Below are 15,651 nucleotides of genomic sequence, written 5' to 3' on the forward strand. Positions count from 1 at the left end.
TGAGCGAAAGAGAGACCCCGATGTCCACTCCCGACATCCTGCAACGCATCGTCACCGTCAAGCACGAGGAAGTGGCCGCCGCCAGCGTACGCCGTTCACTCGCCAGCCTGCGGGCCGAAGCCGAAAGCCGTACCGAGCCGACGCGCGGTTTTGCCGCCGCCCTGCGCGCCAAGGTGGCCGCTGGCCTGCCCGCCGTGATCGCCGAAGTGAAGAAGGCCAGCCCGAGCAAAGGCGTGCTGCGTGAGCACTTCGTGCCTGCCGAGATCGCCGCCAGCTACGCCCGCCACGGCGCGGCCTGCCTGAGTGTGCTGACCGACGAGCGCTTCTTCCAAGGCAGCGAAGCCTATCTGCGCGAAGCCCGCGCCGCGTGCAGCCTGCCGGTGATCCGCAAAGACTTCATCGTCGACCCGTACCAAGTGTTCGACGCCCGGGCGATGGGCGCCGACGCCATCCTCCTCATCGCTGCCTGTCTGGACGATGCGCAGATGGCCGACTTGGAAGCCACCGCTCTGGCGCTGGGCTTGGACGTGCTGGTGGAAGTCCACGACGGTGAGGAGCTGGAGCGGGCGCTGAAGCTGAGAACGCCGCTGCTGGGCATCAACAACCGCAACCTGCGGACGTTTGACGTCACGCTGAACACCACGCTGGGCTTGCTGCCGCGTGTGCCAGCGGATCGGCTGCTGGTGACCGAATCCGGCATCCTCAGCCGCGCCGACGTGCAGCAGATGCGCGCTGCCGACGTGAATGCCTTCCTCGTCGGCGAAGCCTTCATGCGCGCCGCCGACCCCGGCGCCGCGCTGGCTGAGTTGTTCGCATGAGCAATCGACTGAGCGAGCCGCTGGACGCTTGCCTGGATCGCATCAGCGGCGCGTGGCACAGCGTGACCGAGGCGTGGCGAGCCAGTGCCGAAGGCCAGCGGCTGCTGCGTTTCGTTGCCGAGCGCCAAGCGGCGGGCGCCATGATCTACCCGGCCACACCGTTCAAAGCGTTGGAATTGACGCCGCTGGAAGCGGTGCGGGTGGTGATCCTGGGCCAAGACCCGTACCACGGGCCGGGGCAAGCCGAAGGGCTGGCGTTCTCGGTGCCCCGAGGCGTGAAGCTGCCGCCCAGCTTGCGCAACATCTTCGTCGAGCTGGAGCGCGACTTGGGCCTGCCGCTGCCTACCCATGGCCACTTAGGCGACTGGGCCGCACAAGGCGTGCTGCTGCTCAACACCAGCTTGACGGTGGAAGACGGCCAACCCGCCAGCCACGCCAAACGCGGCTGGGAAGCACTTACCGATGTGCTCATCCAAGCCGTGGCCGCCAAACCCGAACCGGTGGTGTTCATGCTCTGGGGCGCACACGCCCAAGCCAAGGCCCCGCTGATTGAAGCGATGGCATCGGGGCGGCACGTGCTGTTGCAAGCCAATCACCCGTCGCCGCTGTCGGCGCGTCGGCTGCCGGTGCCCTTCATCGGGTGTGGGCATTTCCGTGCCGTTCAAGCTGTCACACCGATGGATTGGCGAGTAAAAAGCTAGGATATTTCGCGGGCAGCACTTGCGATTTGAAATCCATTGCTGCTATAGTAGATGACTCTGCTACGGAGGGGTGCCCGAGTGGCTAAAGGGGGCAGACTGTAAATCTGTTGGCTTACGCCTACGCTGGTTCGAATCCAGCCTCCTCCACCAAGCAGAACATTCATCGGCCAGAGAGCCATTCCCTGGCGGGAGTAGTTCAATGGTAGAACCTTAGCCTTCCAAGCTAATGACACGGGTTCGATTCCCGTTTCCCGCTCCAGCGAAGGTGCTCAAGGTCGTTGTTGCAAAGTCGGCACAAGATTGGTGCCAGCGTCACAAAGCGCGGATTCAATCTTGTGCCGATGCCCATGTGGCTCAGTGGTAGAGCACTCCCTTGGTAAGGGAGAGGTCGCGCGTTCGATCCGCGCCATGGGCACCACCCTCATTTCTTCCCCAGATCGTCGTTCTGAATCGAACGCTCCAAGGAGTGCAAGATGGCAAAGGAAAAGTTCGAACGGACCAAGCCGCACGTGAACGTGGGCACCATCGGTCACGTTGACCACGGCAAGACCACCCTGACGGCTGCGATCACCACGATCCTGTCCAAGAAGTTCGGCGGCGAAGCCAAGGCCTACGACCAGATCGACGCCGCTCCGGAAGAGAAGGCTCGCGGCATCACCATCAACACCGCGCACGTTGAGTACGAAACGGCCAACCGCCACTACGCTCACGTGGACTGCCCGGGTCACGCCGACTATGTGAAGAACATGATCACGGGTGCCGCCCAGATGGACGGCGCCATCCTGGTGTGCTCGGCCGCTGACGGCCCGATGCCCCAAACCCGTGAGCACATCCTGCTGGCCCGCCAAGTGGGCGTTCCCTACATCATCGTGTTCCTGAACAAGTGCGACATGGTGGACGACGAGGAACTGCTGGAACTGGTCGAAATGGAAGTGCGCGAGCTGCTCTCCAAGTACGACTTCCCCGGCGACGACACCCCGATCGTCAAGGGCTCGGCCAAGCTGGCACTCGAAGGCGACCAAAGCGAACTGGGCGAAGCCGCCATCATGCGCTTGGCCGATGCACTGGACAGCTACATCCCGACGCCTGAGCGCGCCGTGGATGGCACCTTCCTGATGCCTGTGGAAGACGTGTTCTCGATCTCCGGTCGTGGCACCGTGGTGACTGGCCGTGTTGAGCGTGGCATCGTCAAGGTCGGCGAAGAAATCGAAATCGTCGGTATCCGCGCCACCGTCAAGACCACCTGCACCGGCGTGGAAATGTTCCGCAAGCTGCTGGATCAAGGTCAAGCCGGCGACAACGTCGGTATCCTGCTGCGCGGCACCAAGCGTGAAGACGTCGAGCGCGGCCAAGTGCTGTGCAAGCCGGGCTCCATCAAGCCGCACACCCACTTCACCGCCGAGGTGTACGTGTTGTCCAAGGACGAAGGTGGCCGTCACACCCCGTTCTTCAACAACTACCGCCCGCAGTTCTACTTCCGCACCACCGATGTCACCGGCGCCGTTGAGCTGCCCAAGGACAAAGAAATGGTGATGCCGGGTGACAACGTGCAGATGACCGTCAAGCTGATCGCCCCGATCGCCATGGAAGAAGGTCTGCGCTTCGCCATCCGTGAAGGTGGCCGCACCGTCGGCGCCGGCGTCGTTGCCAAGATCATCGAGTAAACCGCAAGGTCTGCTGTAGGGGTATAGCTCAATTGGCAGAGCGTCGGTCTCCAAAACCGAAGGTTGTAGGTTCGATTCCTACTGCCCCTGCCACCGGCAGAATCTTCATAGGGCGTTGAGCCCTGCACCGGTCGGTGCATCGTGCTGACCGGCCCCAGCAGCCCGCAGGCGTCAAGCCCGGCGGGCTTTGCTGCTGTTTTGTCTTTAAGCAATGTCCACTCCTCAACCCATCGAAACTGTGTCCTCTGGCGGCGACAAAGCCAAGCTGGTGACTTCCGGCGTGCTGGTGATCGGTGCGGTGGTGGCGTTCTACCTGCTGAACCAGCAATCCATGTGGTTGCGTGTACTGGCTTTTCTGTTGGTTTTGGGCGGTGCGGTCGCGCTGTTCTTCCAGACCGACACCGGTCGGCAGTTGATCGCCTACGGACACGAGTCGGTGCGCGAAGTCAAGAAAGTGGTTTGGCCGACCCGCAAGGAAGCCGGCCAAATGACCGCTTACGTGTTCGCCTTCGTGTTCCTCATGGGGTTGTTCCTGTGGCTCACCGACAAGACGCTGGAGTGGGTACTGTACGACTTGATCCTGGGCTGGAAGCGCTGATTGGCGCGTCGCACATCCCCTTCACGATTGCACGATTGATCTGACATGAGCGACAACCTCGCCCCCGCTGCTCCCTCTACCGCTGCCGTGCCGATGCGCTGGTACGTGGTGCATGCCTACTCTGGCATGGAAAAAGCTGTTGAGCGCAACATTCGTGAGCGCATCGAGCGTTCGGGCATGCACGCCAAGTTCGGTCGCATTCTGGTACCGACCGAAGAAGTGGTTGAGCTGAAGAACGGTAAAAAGTCGGTCACAGAGCGACGCTTCTTCCCCGGCTATGTGCTGGTTGAGATGGTGATGGACGATGAGTCCTGGCACTTGGTCAAGCACACCAGCAAGGTCACGGGTTTTGTGGGTGGGGCTAAAAACCGTCCCGCCCCCATCTCCGAAGCCGAGGTGATGAAGATCGTCAACCAGATGAAAGAAGGCATCGAAAAGCCCCGGCCCAAGGTCGAGTGGCAGGTGGGCGAGCTGGTGCGGGTCAAGGAAGGCCCGTTCACAGATTTCAACGGTGCCATCGAAGAAGTCAATTACGAGAAGTCCAAGGTGCGCGTTTCGGTCACGATTTTTGGTCGCGCCACGCCTGTGGAGCTCGATTTCTCGCAAGTCGAGAAAGTCTAAGGTTCGAGGTCGCAGCGGGTACCTGCCCGGCGTTGCGGCCTTTGTTGTTTCCGGGCGGACACATTCGAGGAGTCTGAAGCTCCACTGGCTCGCGCCACACAGCGCCGCCAGCGATCTTCAGGCGCAAGAACTCGTGAGGAGCCATCATGGCAAAGAAGATTGTCGGCTTTATCAAGCTGCAAGTGCCGGCCGGTAAGGCCAACCCGTCTCCCCCGATTGGCCCGGCGCTGGGTCAGCGTGGTCTGAACATCATGGCGTTCTGCAAGGAATTCAACGCCAAGACCCAAGGGATGGAGCCGGGCCTGAAGCTGCCGGTGGTGATCACCGCCTACGCTGACAAGTCCTTCACCTTCGTGCTGAAGTCGCCCCCAGCGACCGTGCTGATCAAGAAGGCTGTGGGTCTGGACAAGGGTTCGCCCAAGGCCAACTCGATGAAGGTCGGCAAGATCAGCCGCGCCCAGCTCGAAGCCATTGCAACCACCAAGATGGCTGACCTCACCGCTGCCAACATGGACGCAGCTGTGAAGACGATCGCAGGTTCGGCCCGTTCGATGGGCATCATCGTGGAGGGCGTGTGAGATGGCAAAGCTGACCAAAAAAGCCAAGGCCCTGCAAGGCAAGGTGGACAGCCTCAAGCTGTACGGTATCCAGGAAGCCCTGGAACTGGTGAAGGGCTGCGCAACCGCCAAGTTTGACGAGTCCATCGACGTGGCCGTGCAACTGGGCGTGGACGCTCGCAAGTCGGATCAAGTGGTGCGCGGCGCCGTCGTGATGCCCAACGGCACCGGCAAGACCAAGCGCGTAGCCGTGTTCGCCCAAGGCGCCAAGGCTGAAGAAGCCCGCGCCGCTGGCGCCGATGTGGTCGGTCTGGAAGACTTGGCCGCTGAAGTCAAGGCCGGCAACTTGAACTTTGACGTGGTGATCGCTTCGCCGGACACCATGCGCATCGTCGGTACCCTGGGTCAAATCCTGGGTCCGCGTGGCCTGATGCCGAACCCGAAGGTCGGCACCGTGACCCCGGACGTGGCCACCGCTGTGCGCAACGCCAAGGCTGGTCAAGTGCAGTTCCGCGTGGACAAGGCTGGCATCATCCACGGCACCATTGGCCGTCGCTCGTTCGACGACGCCAAGCTGATCGGCAACTTGGCCGCTCTGCTGGAAGCCCTGAACAAGGCCAAGCCGGCTTCGAGCAAGGGTGTTTACCTGCGCAAGCTGGCTGTGTCCTCGACCATGGGCGTGGGTGCCCGCGTGGACGTGGGCTCGGTGGCTGCTGCCACCGCCGCCTGTCGGCCCTTCGAGAGCAATCTCCCGTGAATGCGGCTGTCTTGACGCATTCACGCTGAATTTGGTGGGCTGAGTCTGAAACCTAGGTTTTAGGCTCGGGCCATCCAAGACCGCTGGCGCTTGCCTTAATCGCTGCGATGCAGTCCGCTGCACTGTGGTAGCCAGCGCAGATGGCGTCCCCGCCGAGAAGAAAACAGAAGTTTGCTGTGATGGCGCTTCGGCTTCGGTATCGGCTTGGTCGCTGCAATCCGTTGTGTCGAGACGGTCGCAAGGCCGAAACGACACGTCTAGTGAGGAGTAGACCTTGAGTCTCAACCGCAACGAAAAGGCGGCCGTGATCGAGGAAGTGGCAGCGCAAGTTGCCAAGTCCCAGACCCTGGCGGTGGCCGAGTACCGTGGTCTCACCGTCGAAGCCCTGAACAAGCTGCGCGTCGATGCGCGGGCCAAGGGCGTGTACCTTCACGTGCTGAAGAACACGCTGGCTCGTCGCGCCGTCGCTGGCTCGCAGTTCGAGGTGGCGTCGGAGAGCCTGGTCGGCCCGCTGATCTACGGCTTTTCTGAAGACGCCGTGGCCGCAGCCAAGGTGATCGCCGACTTCGCCAAGACCAACGACAAGCTGGTCATCAAGGGCGGCGCTTACGCTGGCAAGGCTCTGGACGTCGAAGGCGTCAAGGCCCTGGCCTCGGTGCCGAGCAAGGAAGTCCTGCTGTCGCAATTGGCTGGCTTGCTCAAGTCGCCGATGCAAGGCATGGCCGCCGTGCTGGCTGCCCTGTCCGAAAAGCGTGCTGGTGGCGCCGAAGCTCCGGCCGCCTGATCCCCCGCACCCCATCACTGAATTTCTGATTTCGAGGTACACAAAATGGCATTCGATAAAGACGCCTTCCTGGCCGCTCTGGACACCATGTCCGTCATGGAACTCAATGACCTGGTGAAGGCCATTGAAGAGAAGTTCGGCGTGTCCGCCGCTTCGATGGCTGTCGCCGCTGGTGGCGCTGCTGGCGGCGCTGCTGGCGGCGCTGCTGCCCCGGCCGCTGAAGAGAAGACCGAATTCAACGTCGTGCTGCTGGAAGCTGGCGCCCAAAAGGTGTCGGTGATCAAGGCCGTGCGCGAAATCACCGGTCTGGGCCTGAAGGAAGCCAAGGATCTGGTGGACGGCGCTCCGAAGAACGTCAAGGAAGCCATCCCCAAGGCCGACGCCGAAGCTGCTGTCAAGAAGCTCACCGACGCTGGCGCCAAGGCCGAAGTCAAGTAATTGCTGCTTGCCTGAGAAGGCTGGGTGTCCGCAAGGGCGCCCGGCCTTTTCTCGCTTGAGAGCAGTTGAAAAGCGCCTAGACGATAATGCGGCGTTTTTCAAGTGTTCTCTGATCCGACTGCAGGGAACCAGGTTTGGTCGGACTTCGGTGCAAGGCCGAGGTTGTCCGCCAGCGGTTGGTAGTGGCCAGCCACCAAGCTTTCACAGACCCTTGCCCGGCGCGTTGATGTTTCCCCGGGTGAGATGCGTCTGCCAAAGCCAGTCGCCGACGTGATGCGAGCATCGGCCAGCCCGCATCATCGCTACGGAGTGTTCCATGGCGCAAGCAACCCCCTACAGCTACACCGAGCGCAAGCGCATCCGCAAGAGCTTCGGCAAGCGTGAGAGCGTTCTCAACGTCCCTTATCTGCTGACCATGCAGCGCGATTCTTATGTCGCGTTCCTGCAAAAAGAGGTGCCGCCGACCCAGCGCAAGCCCGAAGGTCTGCAAGCGGCGTTCTTGTCTGCGTTCCCGATTGTTTCGCACAACGGGTTCGTGGAAATGAAGTTTCTCGAATACAACATCGCCCGTCCGACGTTCGATGTGCGCGAGTGCCAACAGCGTGGCCTGACCTTTGCCTCGGCCGTGCGTGCCAAGCTGCAAATGATCATCTATGACCGTGAGGCGCATCCCGCCAAGGTGGTCAAGGAGATCAAGGAGCAAGAGGTCTACATGGGCGAAGTGCCCCTGATGACCGACTACGGCTCCTTCATCGTCAACGGCACCGAGCGCGTGATCGTGTCGCAGTTGCACCGCTCGCCGGGCGTGTTCTTCGAGCACGACAAGGGCAAGACCCACAGCTCGGGCAAGCTGCTGTTCTCGGCCCGGATCATCCCCTACCGTGGCTCGTGGCTGGACTTCGAGTTCGACCCGAAGGACATCCTCTACTTCCGCGTCGACCGTCGTCGCAAGATGCCGGTGACGATTCTGCTCAAGGCCATCGGCCTGAACCCTGAGCAAATCCTGGCGCACTTCTTCAAGAACGACAGCATCCGCCTGATGGACACCGGCGCTCAAATGGAGCTGGTGCCCGAGCGCCTGAAGGGCGAGGTGGCGCGCTTTGACATCACCGACAAGTCGGGTGCCGTCATCGTCGAGAAGGACAAGCGCATCACGGCGCGCCATGTGCGCCAGCTCGACCAGTCGGGCACGCACTTCGTCACCGTGCCGGAAGAGTTCCTGGTGGGCCGCGTGTTGGCGCGCAACCAGATCGACCCGGACACCGGCGAAATCATCGCCAAGGCCAACGATGAACTGACCGAATCGCTGCTGAAGAAGCTGCGCTCGGCTGGTATCCGCGACATCCAGTGCATCTTCACCAACGAGCTGGATCAAGGCGCCTACATCAGCCAGACCCTGGCCCAAGATGAAACCGCCGACCAGTTCGCTGCCCGCGTGGCCATCTACCGCATGATGCGCCCCGGCGAGCCGCCGACCGAAGACGCCGTCGAAGCCCTGTTCCAGCGCCTGTTCTACAGCGCCGACACCTACGATCTGTCGCGCGTGGGCCGGATGAAGTTCAACGCCCGCGTGGGCCGCAACGTGCCGGAAGGCGCGATGACGCTGTCGAACGAGGACATCCTCGACGTGGTCAAGATCCTGGTGGATCTGCGCAACGGTCGCGGCGAAGTCGATGACATCGACCACTTGGGCAACCGCCGCGTGCGCTGCGTGGGTGAACTGGCCGAAAACCAATACCGCTCGGGCCTGGCCCGCATCGAAAAGGCGGTGAAGGAGCGTCTGGGCCAGGCTGAAACCGAAAGCCTGATGCCGCACGACCTGATCAACTCCAAGCCGATCTCTGCGGCACTGAAGGAGTTCTTCGGGGCGTCGCAGTTGTCGCAGTTCATGGATCAGACCAACCCGCTGTCGGAAATCACGCACAAGCGTCGCGTGTCCGCCCTGGGCCCGGGCGGTCTGACCCGCGAACGCGCCGGCTTCGAAGTGCGTGACGTTCACGTCACCCACTATGGCCGCGTCTGCCCGATTGAAACGCCGGAAGGCCCGAACATCGGCCTGATCAACTCGCTGGCTCTGTATGCTCGCCTGAACGAGTACGGCTTCCTGGAAACGCCGTACCGCCGCGTGGTGGACGGCCAAGTGACCGACCAGATCGACTACCTGTCGGCCATTGAGGAAGGCAAGTACGTCATCGCCCAGGCCAACGCCACGCTGGACGCCCAAGGCCGTCTCTCGGACGAGCTGGTGAGCGCGCGTGAAAAGGGCGAATCGATGTTCGTCAGCCCGGAGCGCGTGCAGTACATGGACGTGGCGCCGACGCAGATCGTGTCGGTGGCGGCCTCGCTGGTGCCGTTCCTCGAACACGATGATGCGAACCGCGCATTGATGGGCGCCAACATGCAGCGCCAGGCCGTGCCGACGCTGCGCCCGGAAAAAGCCATGGTCGGGACGGGCGTTGAGCGCGTTGCGGCGGTGGACTCGGGTACCGTGGTGGTGGCCCGTCGCGGGGGCGTGGTGGACTACGTCGATACCAACCGCGTGGTGATTCGCGTCAACGACGCGGAAACCGCTGCCGGTGAAGTCGGTGTGGACATCTACAACCTGATCAAGTATCAGCGTTCCAACCAGAACACCAACATCCACCAACGCCCGATCGTCAAGCGCGGGGACCGTGTGGCTTCGGGTGACGTGGTGGCCGACGGCGCTTCGACCGACCTGGGCGAACTGGCCCTCGGCCAGAACATGCTGGTGGCCTTCATGCCCTGGAACGGCTACAACTTCGAAGATTCGATCCTGATCTCGGAGCGCGTGGTGGCCGAAGACCGCTACACCTCGATTCACATCGAGGAACTGGTGGTCATGGCGCGTGACACCAAGCTGGGCTCGGAAGAAATCACCCGCGACATTCCGAACCTGAGCGAACAGCAACTGGCGCGTCTGGACGAGTCGGGCATCGTGTACATCGGTGCGGAAGTCAGCCCGGGTGACGTGCTGGTCGGTAAGGTGACGCCGAAGGGCGAAACCACGCTGACGCCGGAAGAAAAGCTGCTGCGCGCCATCTTCGGTGAGAAGGCGTCCGACGTGAAGGACACCTCGCTGCGCGTCGATCAAGGCACCAGCGGCACCGTCATTGACGTGCAAGTCTTCACCCGTGAAGGCATCCAGCGTGACAAGCGCGCCCAGCAGATCATCGACGACGAGCTGAAGCGCTACCGCCTGGATTTGAACGACCAGTTGCGCATTGTGGAAATCGATGCGTTCGACCGGATCGAGAAGCTGCTGGTGGGCCGCGTGGCCAACGGCGGCCCGCACAAGCTGACCAAGGGCACGGTCATCAGCAAGGACTACCTGGCCGGTGTGGACAAGTACCACTGGTTCGATGTGCGTCCGGCTGAAGACGAGGTGGCCAACCAGCTCGAATCCATCAAGAACTCGCTGGAGCAAACCCGCCACGGCTTCGACCTCGCTTTTGAAGAAAAGCGCAAGAAGCTGACTCAAGGCGACGAACTGCCCGCTGGCGTGCTGAAGATGGTGAAGGTCTACCTGGCCGTCAAGCGCCGCCTGCAACCGGGCGACAAGATGGCCGGTCGTCACGGCAACAAGGGTGTGGTGTCGAAGATCGTGCCGGTGGAAGATCTGCCGTACATGGCCGACGGTACCCCGGCTGACATCGTGCTCAACCCGCTGGGCGTGCCTTCGCGGATGAACGTGGGTCAGGTGCTGGAGGTGCATTTGGGTTGGGCTGGCAAGGGCCTGGGCCAGCGCATCGATGAGATGCTGCGCCAGCAAACCGCCGTGGTCGAGCTGCGCAAGTTCTTGGACGAGCTGTACAACCAGTCGGGCGGCAAGACCGAACGCCTGGAAGAACTCTCGGACGACGAAGTCATCGCCATGTGCCGCGAGCTGACCAAGGGCGTGCCGTTCGCCACCCCGGTGTTTGACGGCGCCAAGGAAGAAGAAATCCGCGCCATGCTCAAGCTGGCGTATCCGGACGACATCGCCAAGCGCAAGGGCCTGACCGAGTCGCGCACCCAGGCTTACCTGCATGACGGTCGCACCGGCGAGCGCTTCGAGCGTCCGACCACCGTCGGCTACATGCACGTGCTCAAGCTGCACCACTTGGTGGACGACAAGATGCACGCCCGCTCCACCGGCCCGTACTCGCTGGTGACGCAGCAACCGTTGGGCGGTAAGGCCCAGTTCGGTGGCCAGCGCTTCGGTGAAATGGAAGTGTGGGCGTTGGAAGCGTACGGCGCGGCCTACGTGCTGCAAGAAATGCTGACCGTGAAGTCCGATGACGTGAACGGTCGCACCAAGGTGTACGAAAACATCGTCAAGGGCGAGCACGCCATCGACGCCGGCATGCCGGAGTCGTTCAACGTGCTGGTGAAGGAAATCCGTTCGCTCGGTATCGACATCGAGCTGGAACGCAACTAAGGCAAGGCCAGGAGAAACACATGAAAGGTTTGCTGGACCTGTTCAAGCAGTTCACCCCGGATGAACACTTCGACGCGATCAAAATCGGGCTGGCTTCGCCCGAGAAGATCCGCTCGTGGTCGTTCGGCGAGGTGAAAAAGCCCGAGACGATCAACTACCGCACCTTCAAGCCCGAACGTGACGGCTTGTTCTGCGCCAAGATCTTCGGCCCGATCAAGGACTATGAGTGCCTGTGCGGCAAGTACAAGCGCCTGAAGCACCGTGGCGTGATCTGCGAAAAGTGCGGCGTGGAAGTGACGCAGACCAAGGTGCGTCGCGACCGCATGGGTCACATCGACCTGGCGGCTCCGTGCGCGCACATTTGGTTCTTGAAGTCGCTGCCGTCGCGTCTGGGCCTGGTGCTGGACATGACGCTGCGCGACATCGAGCGCGTGCTGTACTTTGAAGCTTATGTGGTCGTTGATCCCGGCATGACCCCGCTGAAGAAATTCGGCATCATGACCGAGGACGATTACGAGCAAAAGCGGGTCGAATTCGGCGACGAATTCGTCGCGCTGATGGGCGCCGAAGGCATCCAGAAGCTGCTGGCGGACATGGATCTCGACGTTGAGATCGACCGCCTGCGCAACGACATGACCGGCTCCGAGCTGAAGGTCAAGAAGAATTCCAAGCGCCTGAAGGTGATGGAAGCCTTCAAGAAGTCCGGCATCAAGCCGAACTGGATGGTGATGGACGTGCTGCCGGTGCTGCCGCCGGATCTGCGTCCGCTCGTTCCGCTGGACGGTGGCCGCTTCGCCACGTCGGACTTGAACGACTTGTATCGCCGTGTCATCAACCGCAACAACCGCTTGGCGCGTCTGTTGGAGTTGAAGGCGCCCGAGATCATCGTGCGCAACGAAAAGCGCATGTTGCAAGAGGCGGTCGATTCGCTGCTGGACAACGGTCGCCGTGGCAAGGCCATGACGGGCGCCAACAAGCGGGCTCTGAAGTCGCTGGCCGACATGATCAAGGGCAAGAGCGGTCGCTTCCGTCAGAACTTGCTGGGCAAGCGCGTGGACTACTCGGGTCGTTCGGTGATCACCGTCGGCCCGACCCTCAAGCTGCACCAGTGCGGTCTGCCCAAGCTGATGGCGCTGGAGTTGTTCAAGCCCTTCATCTTCTCGCGTCTGGAGGCGATGGGCATCGCCACCACCATCAAGGCGGCGAAGAAGGAAGTGGAATCGGGCACGCCGGTGGTGTGGGACATCCTTGAAGAAGTCATCAAGGAACACCCGATCATGCTGAACCGGGCGCCGACGCTGCACCGCCTGGGCATCCAGGCGTTCGAGCCGGTGCTGATCGAAGGCAAGGCCATCCAACTGCACCCGCTCGTTTGCTCGGCCTTCAACGCCGACTTCGACGGTGACCAGATGGCCGTTCACGTGCCGCTGTCCATCGAAGCGCAGATGGAAGCCCGTGCGCTGATGCTGGCCTCCAACAACGTGCTGTTCCCGGCTTCGGGTGAGCCGTCGATCGTGCCGTCGCAAGACGTGGTGCTGGGCCTGTACTACGCCACCCGCGAGCGCACCAACGGCAAGGGCGAAGGCATGATCTTCTCCGACACCGTCGAGCTGCAACGTGCGCTCGATAACGGTGCCGTCGAGCTGACCGCCAAGATCAGCGTGCGCCTGCCCGAGTGGAACAAGGACGAACGCGGCCAATTCCACGCCACCATGAAGCTGGTGGACACGACCGTGGGCCGGGCGCTGTTGAGCGAAATTCTGCCCAAGGGTTTGCCGTTCTCCAACATCAACAAGGCGCTGAAGAAGAAGGAAATCTCGCGTTTGATCAACGCGTCCTTCCGCAAGTGCGGCCTGAAGGAAACCGTGGTGTTCGCCGACAAGTTGCTGCAAAGCGGCTTCCGTCTGGCCACACGTGCGGGCATCTCGATCGCCATTGATGACATGCTGGTGCCGCCCAAGAAGTACGAGCTGATCGCCAAGGCCGAAGCCGAGGTGAAGGAAATCGAACAGCAGTACACCTCGGGCTTGGTGACGGCGGGTGAGCGCTACAACAAGGTGGTGGACATCTGGGGCAAGACCGGCGACGAAGTCGGCAAGGTCATGATGTCGCAGCTCTCCAAGCAAAAGGTCATCGACCGCCACGGCAAGGAAGTGGATCAGGAGTCCTTCAACTCCATCTACATGATGGCCGACTCGGGCGCCCGGGGTTCTGCCGCTCAGATCCGCCAGCTCGCCGGGATGCGCGGCCTGATGGCCAAGCCGGACGGCTCGATCATTGAGACCCCCATCACGGCGAACTTCCGTGAAGGCCTCAACGTGTTGCAGTACTTCATTTCCACCCACGGTGCTCGTAAGGGCCTGGCGGATACGGCACTGAAGACCGCCAACTCCGGCTACCTCACCCGCCGTCTGGTGGACGTGACGCAAGACCTGGTGGTGGTGGAAGACGACTGCGGCACCGAGCACGGCTTTGCCATGCGTGCGCTGGTCGAGGGCGGTGAAGTCATCGAATCGCTGCGCGACCGCATCTTGGGTCGGGTGGCGGCGGTGGAAATCGTCAGCCCGGAAACCCAGGAAGTCGTGTTTCCGGCTGGCACCATGCTGGACGAAGACAAACTCGACGTGCTGGAAGCCGCTGGCGTGGACGAAGTCAAGGTGCGCACCCCGCTCACCTGCGAAACCCGCTACGGCCTGTGCGCCAAGTGCTATGGCCGCGATCTGGGCCGAGGCGGCCAAGTCAACACCGGCGAGGCCGTCGGTGTGATCGCCGCGCAGTCCATCGGTGAACCGGGCACGCAGTTGACGATGCGGACGTTCCACATCGGTGGTGCGGCTTCGCGTGCGGCGGTGGCTTCCAGCGTGGATGCGAAGTCGGATGGTTTCATCAGCTTCAACAGCACCATGCGTTACGTCACCAGCGGCAAGAGCGAGCTGGTGGTGATCTCGCGTTCGGGCGAAATCATCATCTCCGACCAGCATGGCCGCGAGCGTGAGCGTCACAAGGTGCCGTACGGCGCGATCCTGAGCATCAAGGCCGACCAGCAGATCAAGGCTGGCACCGTGCTGGCGAACTGGGATCCGCTGACCCGCCCGATCATCACGGAATTCGCTGGCTTGGCGAAGTTCGAGAACGTCGAGGAAGGTGTGACCGTGGCCAAGCAGGTGGACGAAGTCACCGGCTTGTCCACCCTGGTGGTGATCGATCCGAAGCGCCGTGGCGCGGCCAAGATCGTGCGCCCGCAGGTCAAGCTGCTGGACGCCAACGGTCAGGAAATCAAGATTCCGGGCACGGATCACTCGGTGACCATCGGCTTCCAAGTCGGGGCGCTGATCCAGGTGCGCGACGGCCAAAACCTGCTGCCGGGTGAAGTGCTGGCACGGATTCCGGTCGAAGGCCAGAAAACCCGTGACATTACCGGCGGTCTGCCGCGTGTGGCCGAGCTGTTCGAAGCCCGTTCGCCCAAGGACAAGGGTGTGCTGGCCGAGCAGACCGGCACGGTGTCCTTCGGCAAGGAAACCAAGGGCAAGGTGCGCTTGCAGATCACCGACCCGGACGGCAAGGTCTGGGAAGAGCTGGTGCCCAAGGAAAAGAACATCTTGGTTCACGAAGGCCAGGTGGTCAACCGTGGCGAACTGATCGTCGACGGCGCCGCCGATCCGCAGGACATCCTGCGTCTGCTGGGCATCGAAGAGCTGGCACGTTACATCGTCGACGAAGTGCAGGACGTGTATCGCTTGCAGGGCGTGAAGATCAACGACAAGCACATCGAGGTGATCGTTCGCCAGATGCTGCGCCGCGTGCAGATCGTCAACCCGGGCGAATCGACCTACATCGCTGGCGAACAGGTGGAGCGTTCTGAGCTGCTCAACACCAACGAGCGCCTGCGCAAGGAAGGCAAGGTGCCTGCCACCTACGCCGACGTGCTGTTGGGGATCACCAAGGCGTCGCTGTCCACCGACTCGTTCATCTCGGCGGCTTCCTTCCAGGAAACCACCCGCGTGCTGACCGAAGCGGCCATCATGGGCAAGCGCGACGAGCTGCGCGGCTTGAAGGAAAACGTCATCGTGGGTCGCCTGATCCCGGCCGGTACTGGCATGGCTTTCCACCAAGCCCGCAAGGCCAAGGAAGAGATGGACGACACCGAGCGCCGCCGCATCGCTTTGGAAGAAGCGCAGGAGTTGGCTTCGGCGCAGTTGGCCAGCTTGGAGGCTGATTCAACGGGATCTTGATCGCAGCTCTCTAGGGAGCGCGATTCGACCTGAAGCAAAGGCG

The 15,651-nt window shown here is 62.1% G+C and carries 11 protein-coding genes and 4 tRNA genes; all 15 read left to right on the forward strand.

Annotation, left to right across the window (positions count from 1 at the left end; translation table 11 throughout):
- The first annotated feature begins 20 nt into the window (after positions 1–20).
- The 15 genes from trpC (at position 21) to rpoC (ending at position 15,608) form a co-directional block, all read left to right on the forward strand.
- Positions 21–818 (forward strand): indole-3-glycerol phosphate synthase TrpC, encoded by a 798-nt coding sequence (gene trpC / locus VITFI_RS03925; protein ID WP_089415878.1) that lies wholly within the window; start codon positions 21–23, stop codon positions 816–818.
- On the forward strand, positions 815–1,519 hold the full coding sequence (locus VITFI_RS03930) for a uracil-DNA glycosylase (RefSeq protein ID WP_089415879.1): 705 nt from the start codon (positions 815–817) through the stop codon (positions 1,517–1,519). The genes trpC and VITFI_RS03930 overlap by 4 nt, the downstream gene beginning before the upstream one ends.
- Before the next feature lie 64 nt (positions 1,520–1,583).
- Positions 1,584–1,669 (forward strand) — tRNA-Tyr (locus tag VITFI_RS03935).
- A 35-nt stretch (positions 1,670–1,704) separates the two neighbouring features.
- Positions 1,705–1,778, forward strand: a tRNA-Gly gene (locus tag VITFI_RS03940).
- A gap of 84 nt (positions 1,779–1,862) precedes the next feature.
- Positions 1,863–1,937: transfer RNA gene (locus tag VITFI_RS03945), tRNA-Thr, on the forward strand.
- Between the two features lie 55 nt (positions 1,938–1,992).
- A complete protein-coding gene (gene tuf / locus VITFI_RS03950; RefSeq protein WP_089415880.1) occupies positions 1,993–3,183 on the forward strand; it encodes an elongation factor Tu in 1,191 nt (396 codons plus the stop codon).
- Positions 3,184–3,200: 17 nt separating this feature from the next.
- Positions 3,201–3,276: transfer RNA gene (locus VITFI_RS03955), tRNA-Trp, on the forward strand.
- A 118-nt stretch (positions 3,277–3,394) separates the two neighbouring features.
- Positions 3,395–3,781, forward strand: a complete 387-nt coding sequence (gene secE, locus VITFI_RS03960) for a preprotein translocase subunit SecE (protein WP_089415881.1) — start codon at positions 3,395–3,397, stop codon at positions 3,779–3,781.
- Positions 3,782–3,868: 87 nt separating this feature from the next.
- Positions 3,869–4,402: a transcription termination/antitermination protein NusG gene (gene nusG, locus VITFI_RS03965; RefSeq protein ID WP_198301709.1), complete on the forward strand. Its 534-nt coding sequence runs from the start codon at positions 3,869–3,871 to the stop codon at positions 4,400–4,402.
- A gap of 146 nt (positions 4,403–4,548) precedes the next feature.
- The gene (gene rplK, locus VITFI_RS03970) at positions 4,549–4,980 is read left to right on the forward strand and encodes a 50S ribosomal protein L11 (protein WP_089415883.1); all 432 of its coding nucleotides are present in this window, start codon (positions 4,549–4,551) and stop codon (positions 4,978–4,980) included.
- Between the two features lies 1 nt (position 4,981).
- Positions 4,982–5,716, forward strand: coding sequence for a 50S ribosomal protein L1 (gene rplA / locus VITFI_RS03975; protein WP_089415884.1), 735 nt, complete (start codon positions 4,982–4,984; stop codon positions 5,714–5,716).
- Between the two features lie 274 nt (positions 5,717–5,990).
- Positions 5,991–6,500 (forward strand): 50S ribosomal protein L10, encoded by a 510-nt coding sequence (rplJ, locus tag VITFI_RS03980; protein WP_089415885.1) that lies wholly within the window; start codon positions 5,991–5,993, stop codon positions 6,498–6,500.
- Positions 6,501–6,545: 45 nt separating this feature from the next.
- On the forward strand, positions 6,546–6,938 hold the full coding sequence (gene rplL, locus VITFI_RS03985) for a 50S ribosomal protein L7/L12 (RefSeq protein ID WP_089415886.1): 393 nt from the start codon (positions 6,546–6,548) through the stop codon (positions 6,936–6,938).
- 316 nt (positions 6,939–7,254) lie between these two features.
- Positions 7,255–11,376, forward strand: a complete 4,122-nt coding sequence (gene rpoB / locus VITFI_RS03990; protein ID WP_089415887.1) for a DNA-directed RNA polymerase subunit beta — start codon at positions 7,255–7,257, stop codon at positions 11,374–11,376.
- Between the two features lie 20 nt (positions 11,377–11,396).
- Positions 11,397–15,608, forward strand: coding sequence for a DNA-directed RNA polymerase subunit beta' (gene rpoC / locus VITFI_RS03995; protein WP_089415888.1), 4,212 nt, complete (start codon positions 11,397–11,399; stop codon positions 15,606–15,608).
- Positions 15,609–15,651: the final 43 nt, after the last annotated feature.

Source organism: Vitreoscilla filiformis (assembly GCF_002222655.1).
In the GTDB taxonomy this organism is placed as follows: domain Bacteria; phylum Pseudomonadota; class Gammaproteobacteria; order Burkholderiales; family Burkholderiaceae_C; genus Ideonella; species Ideonella filiformis.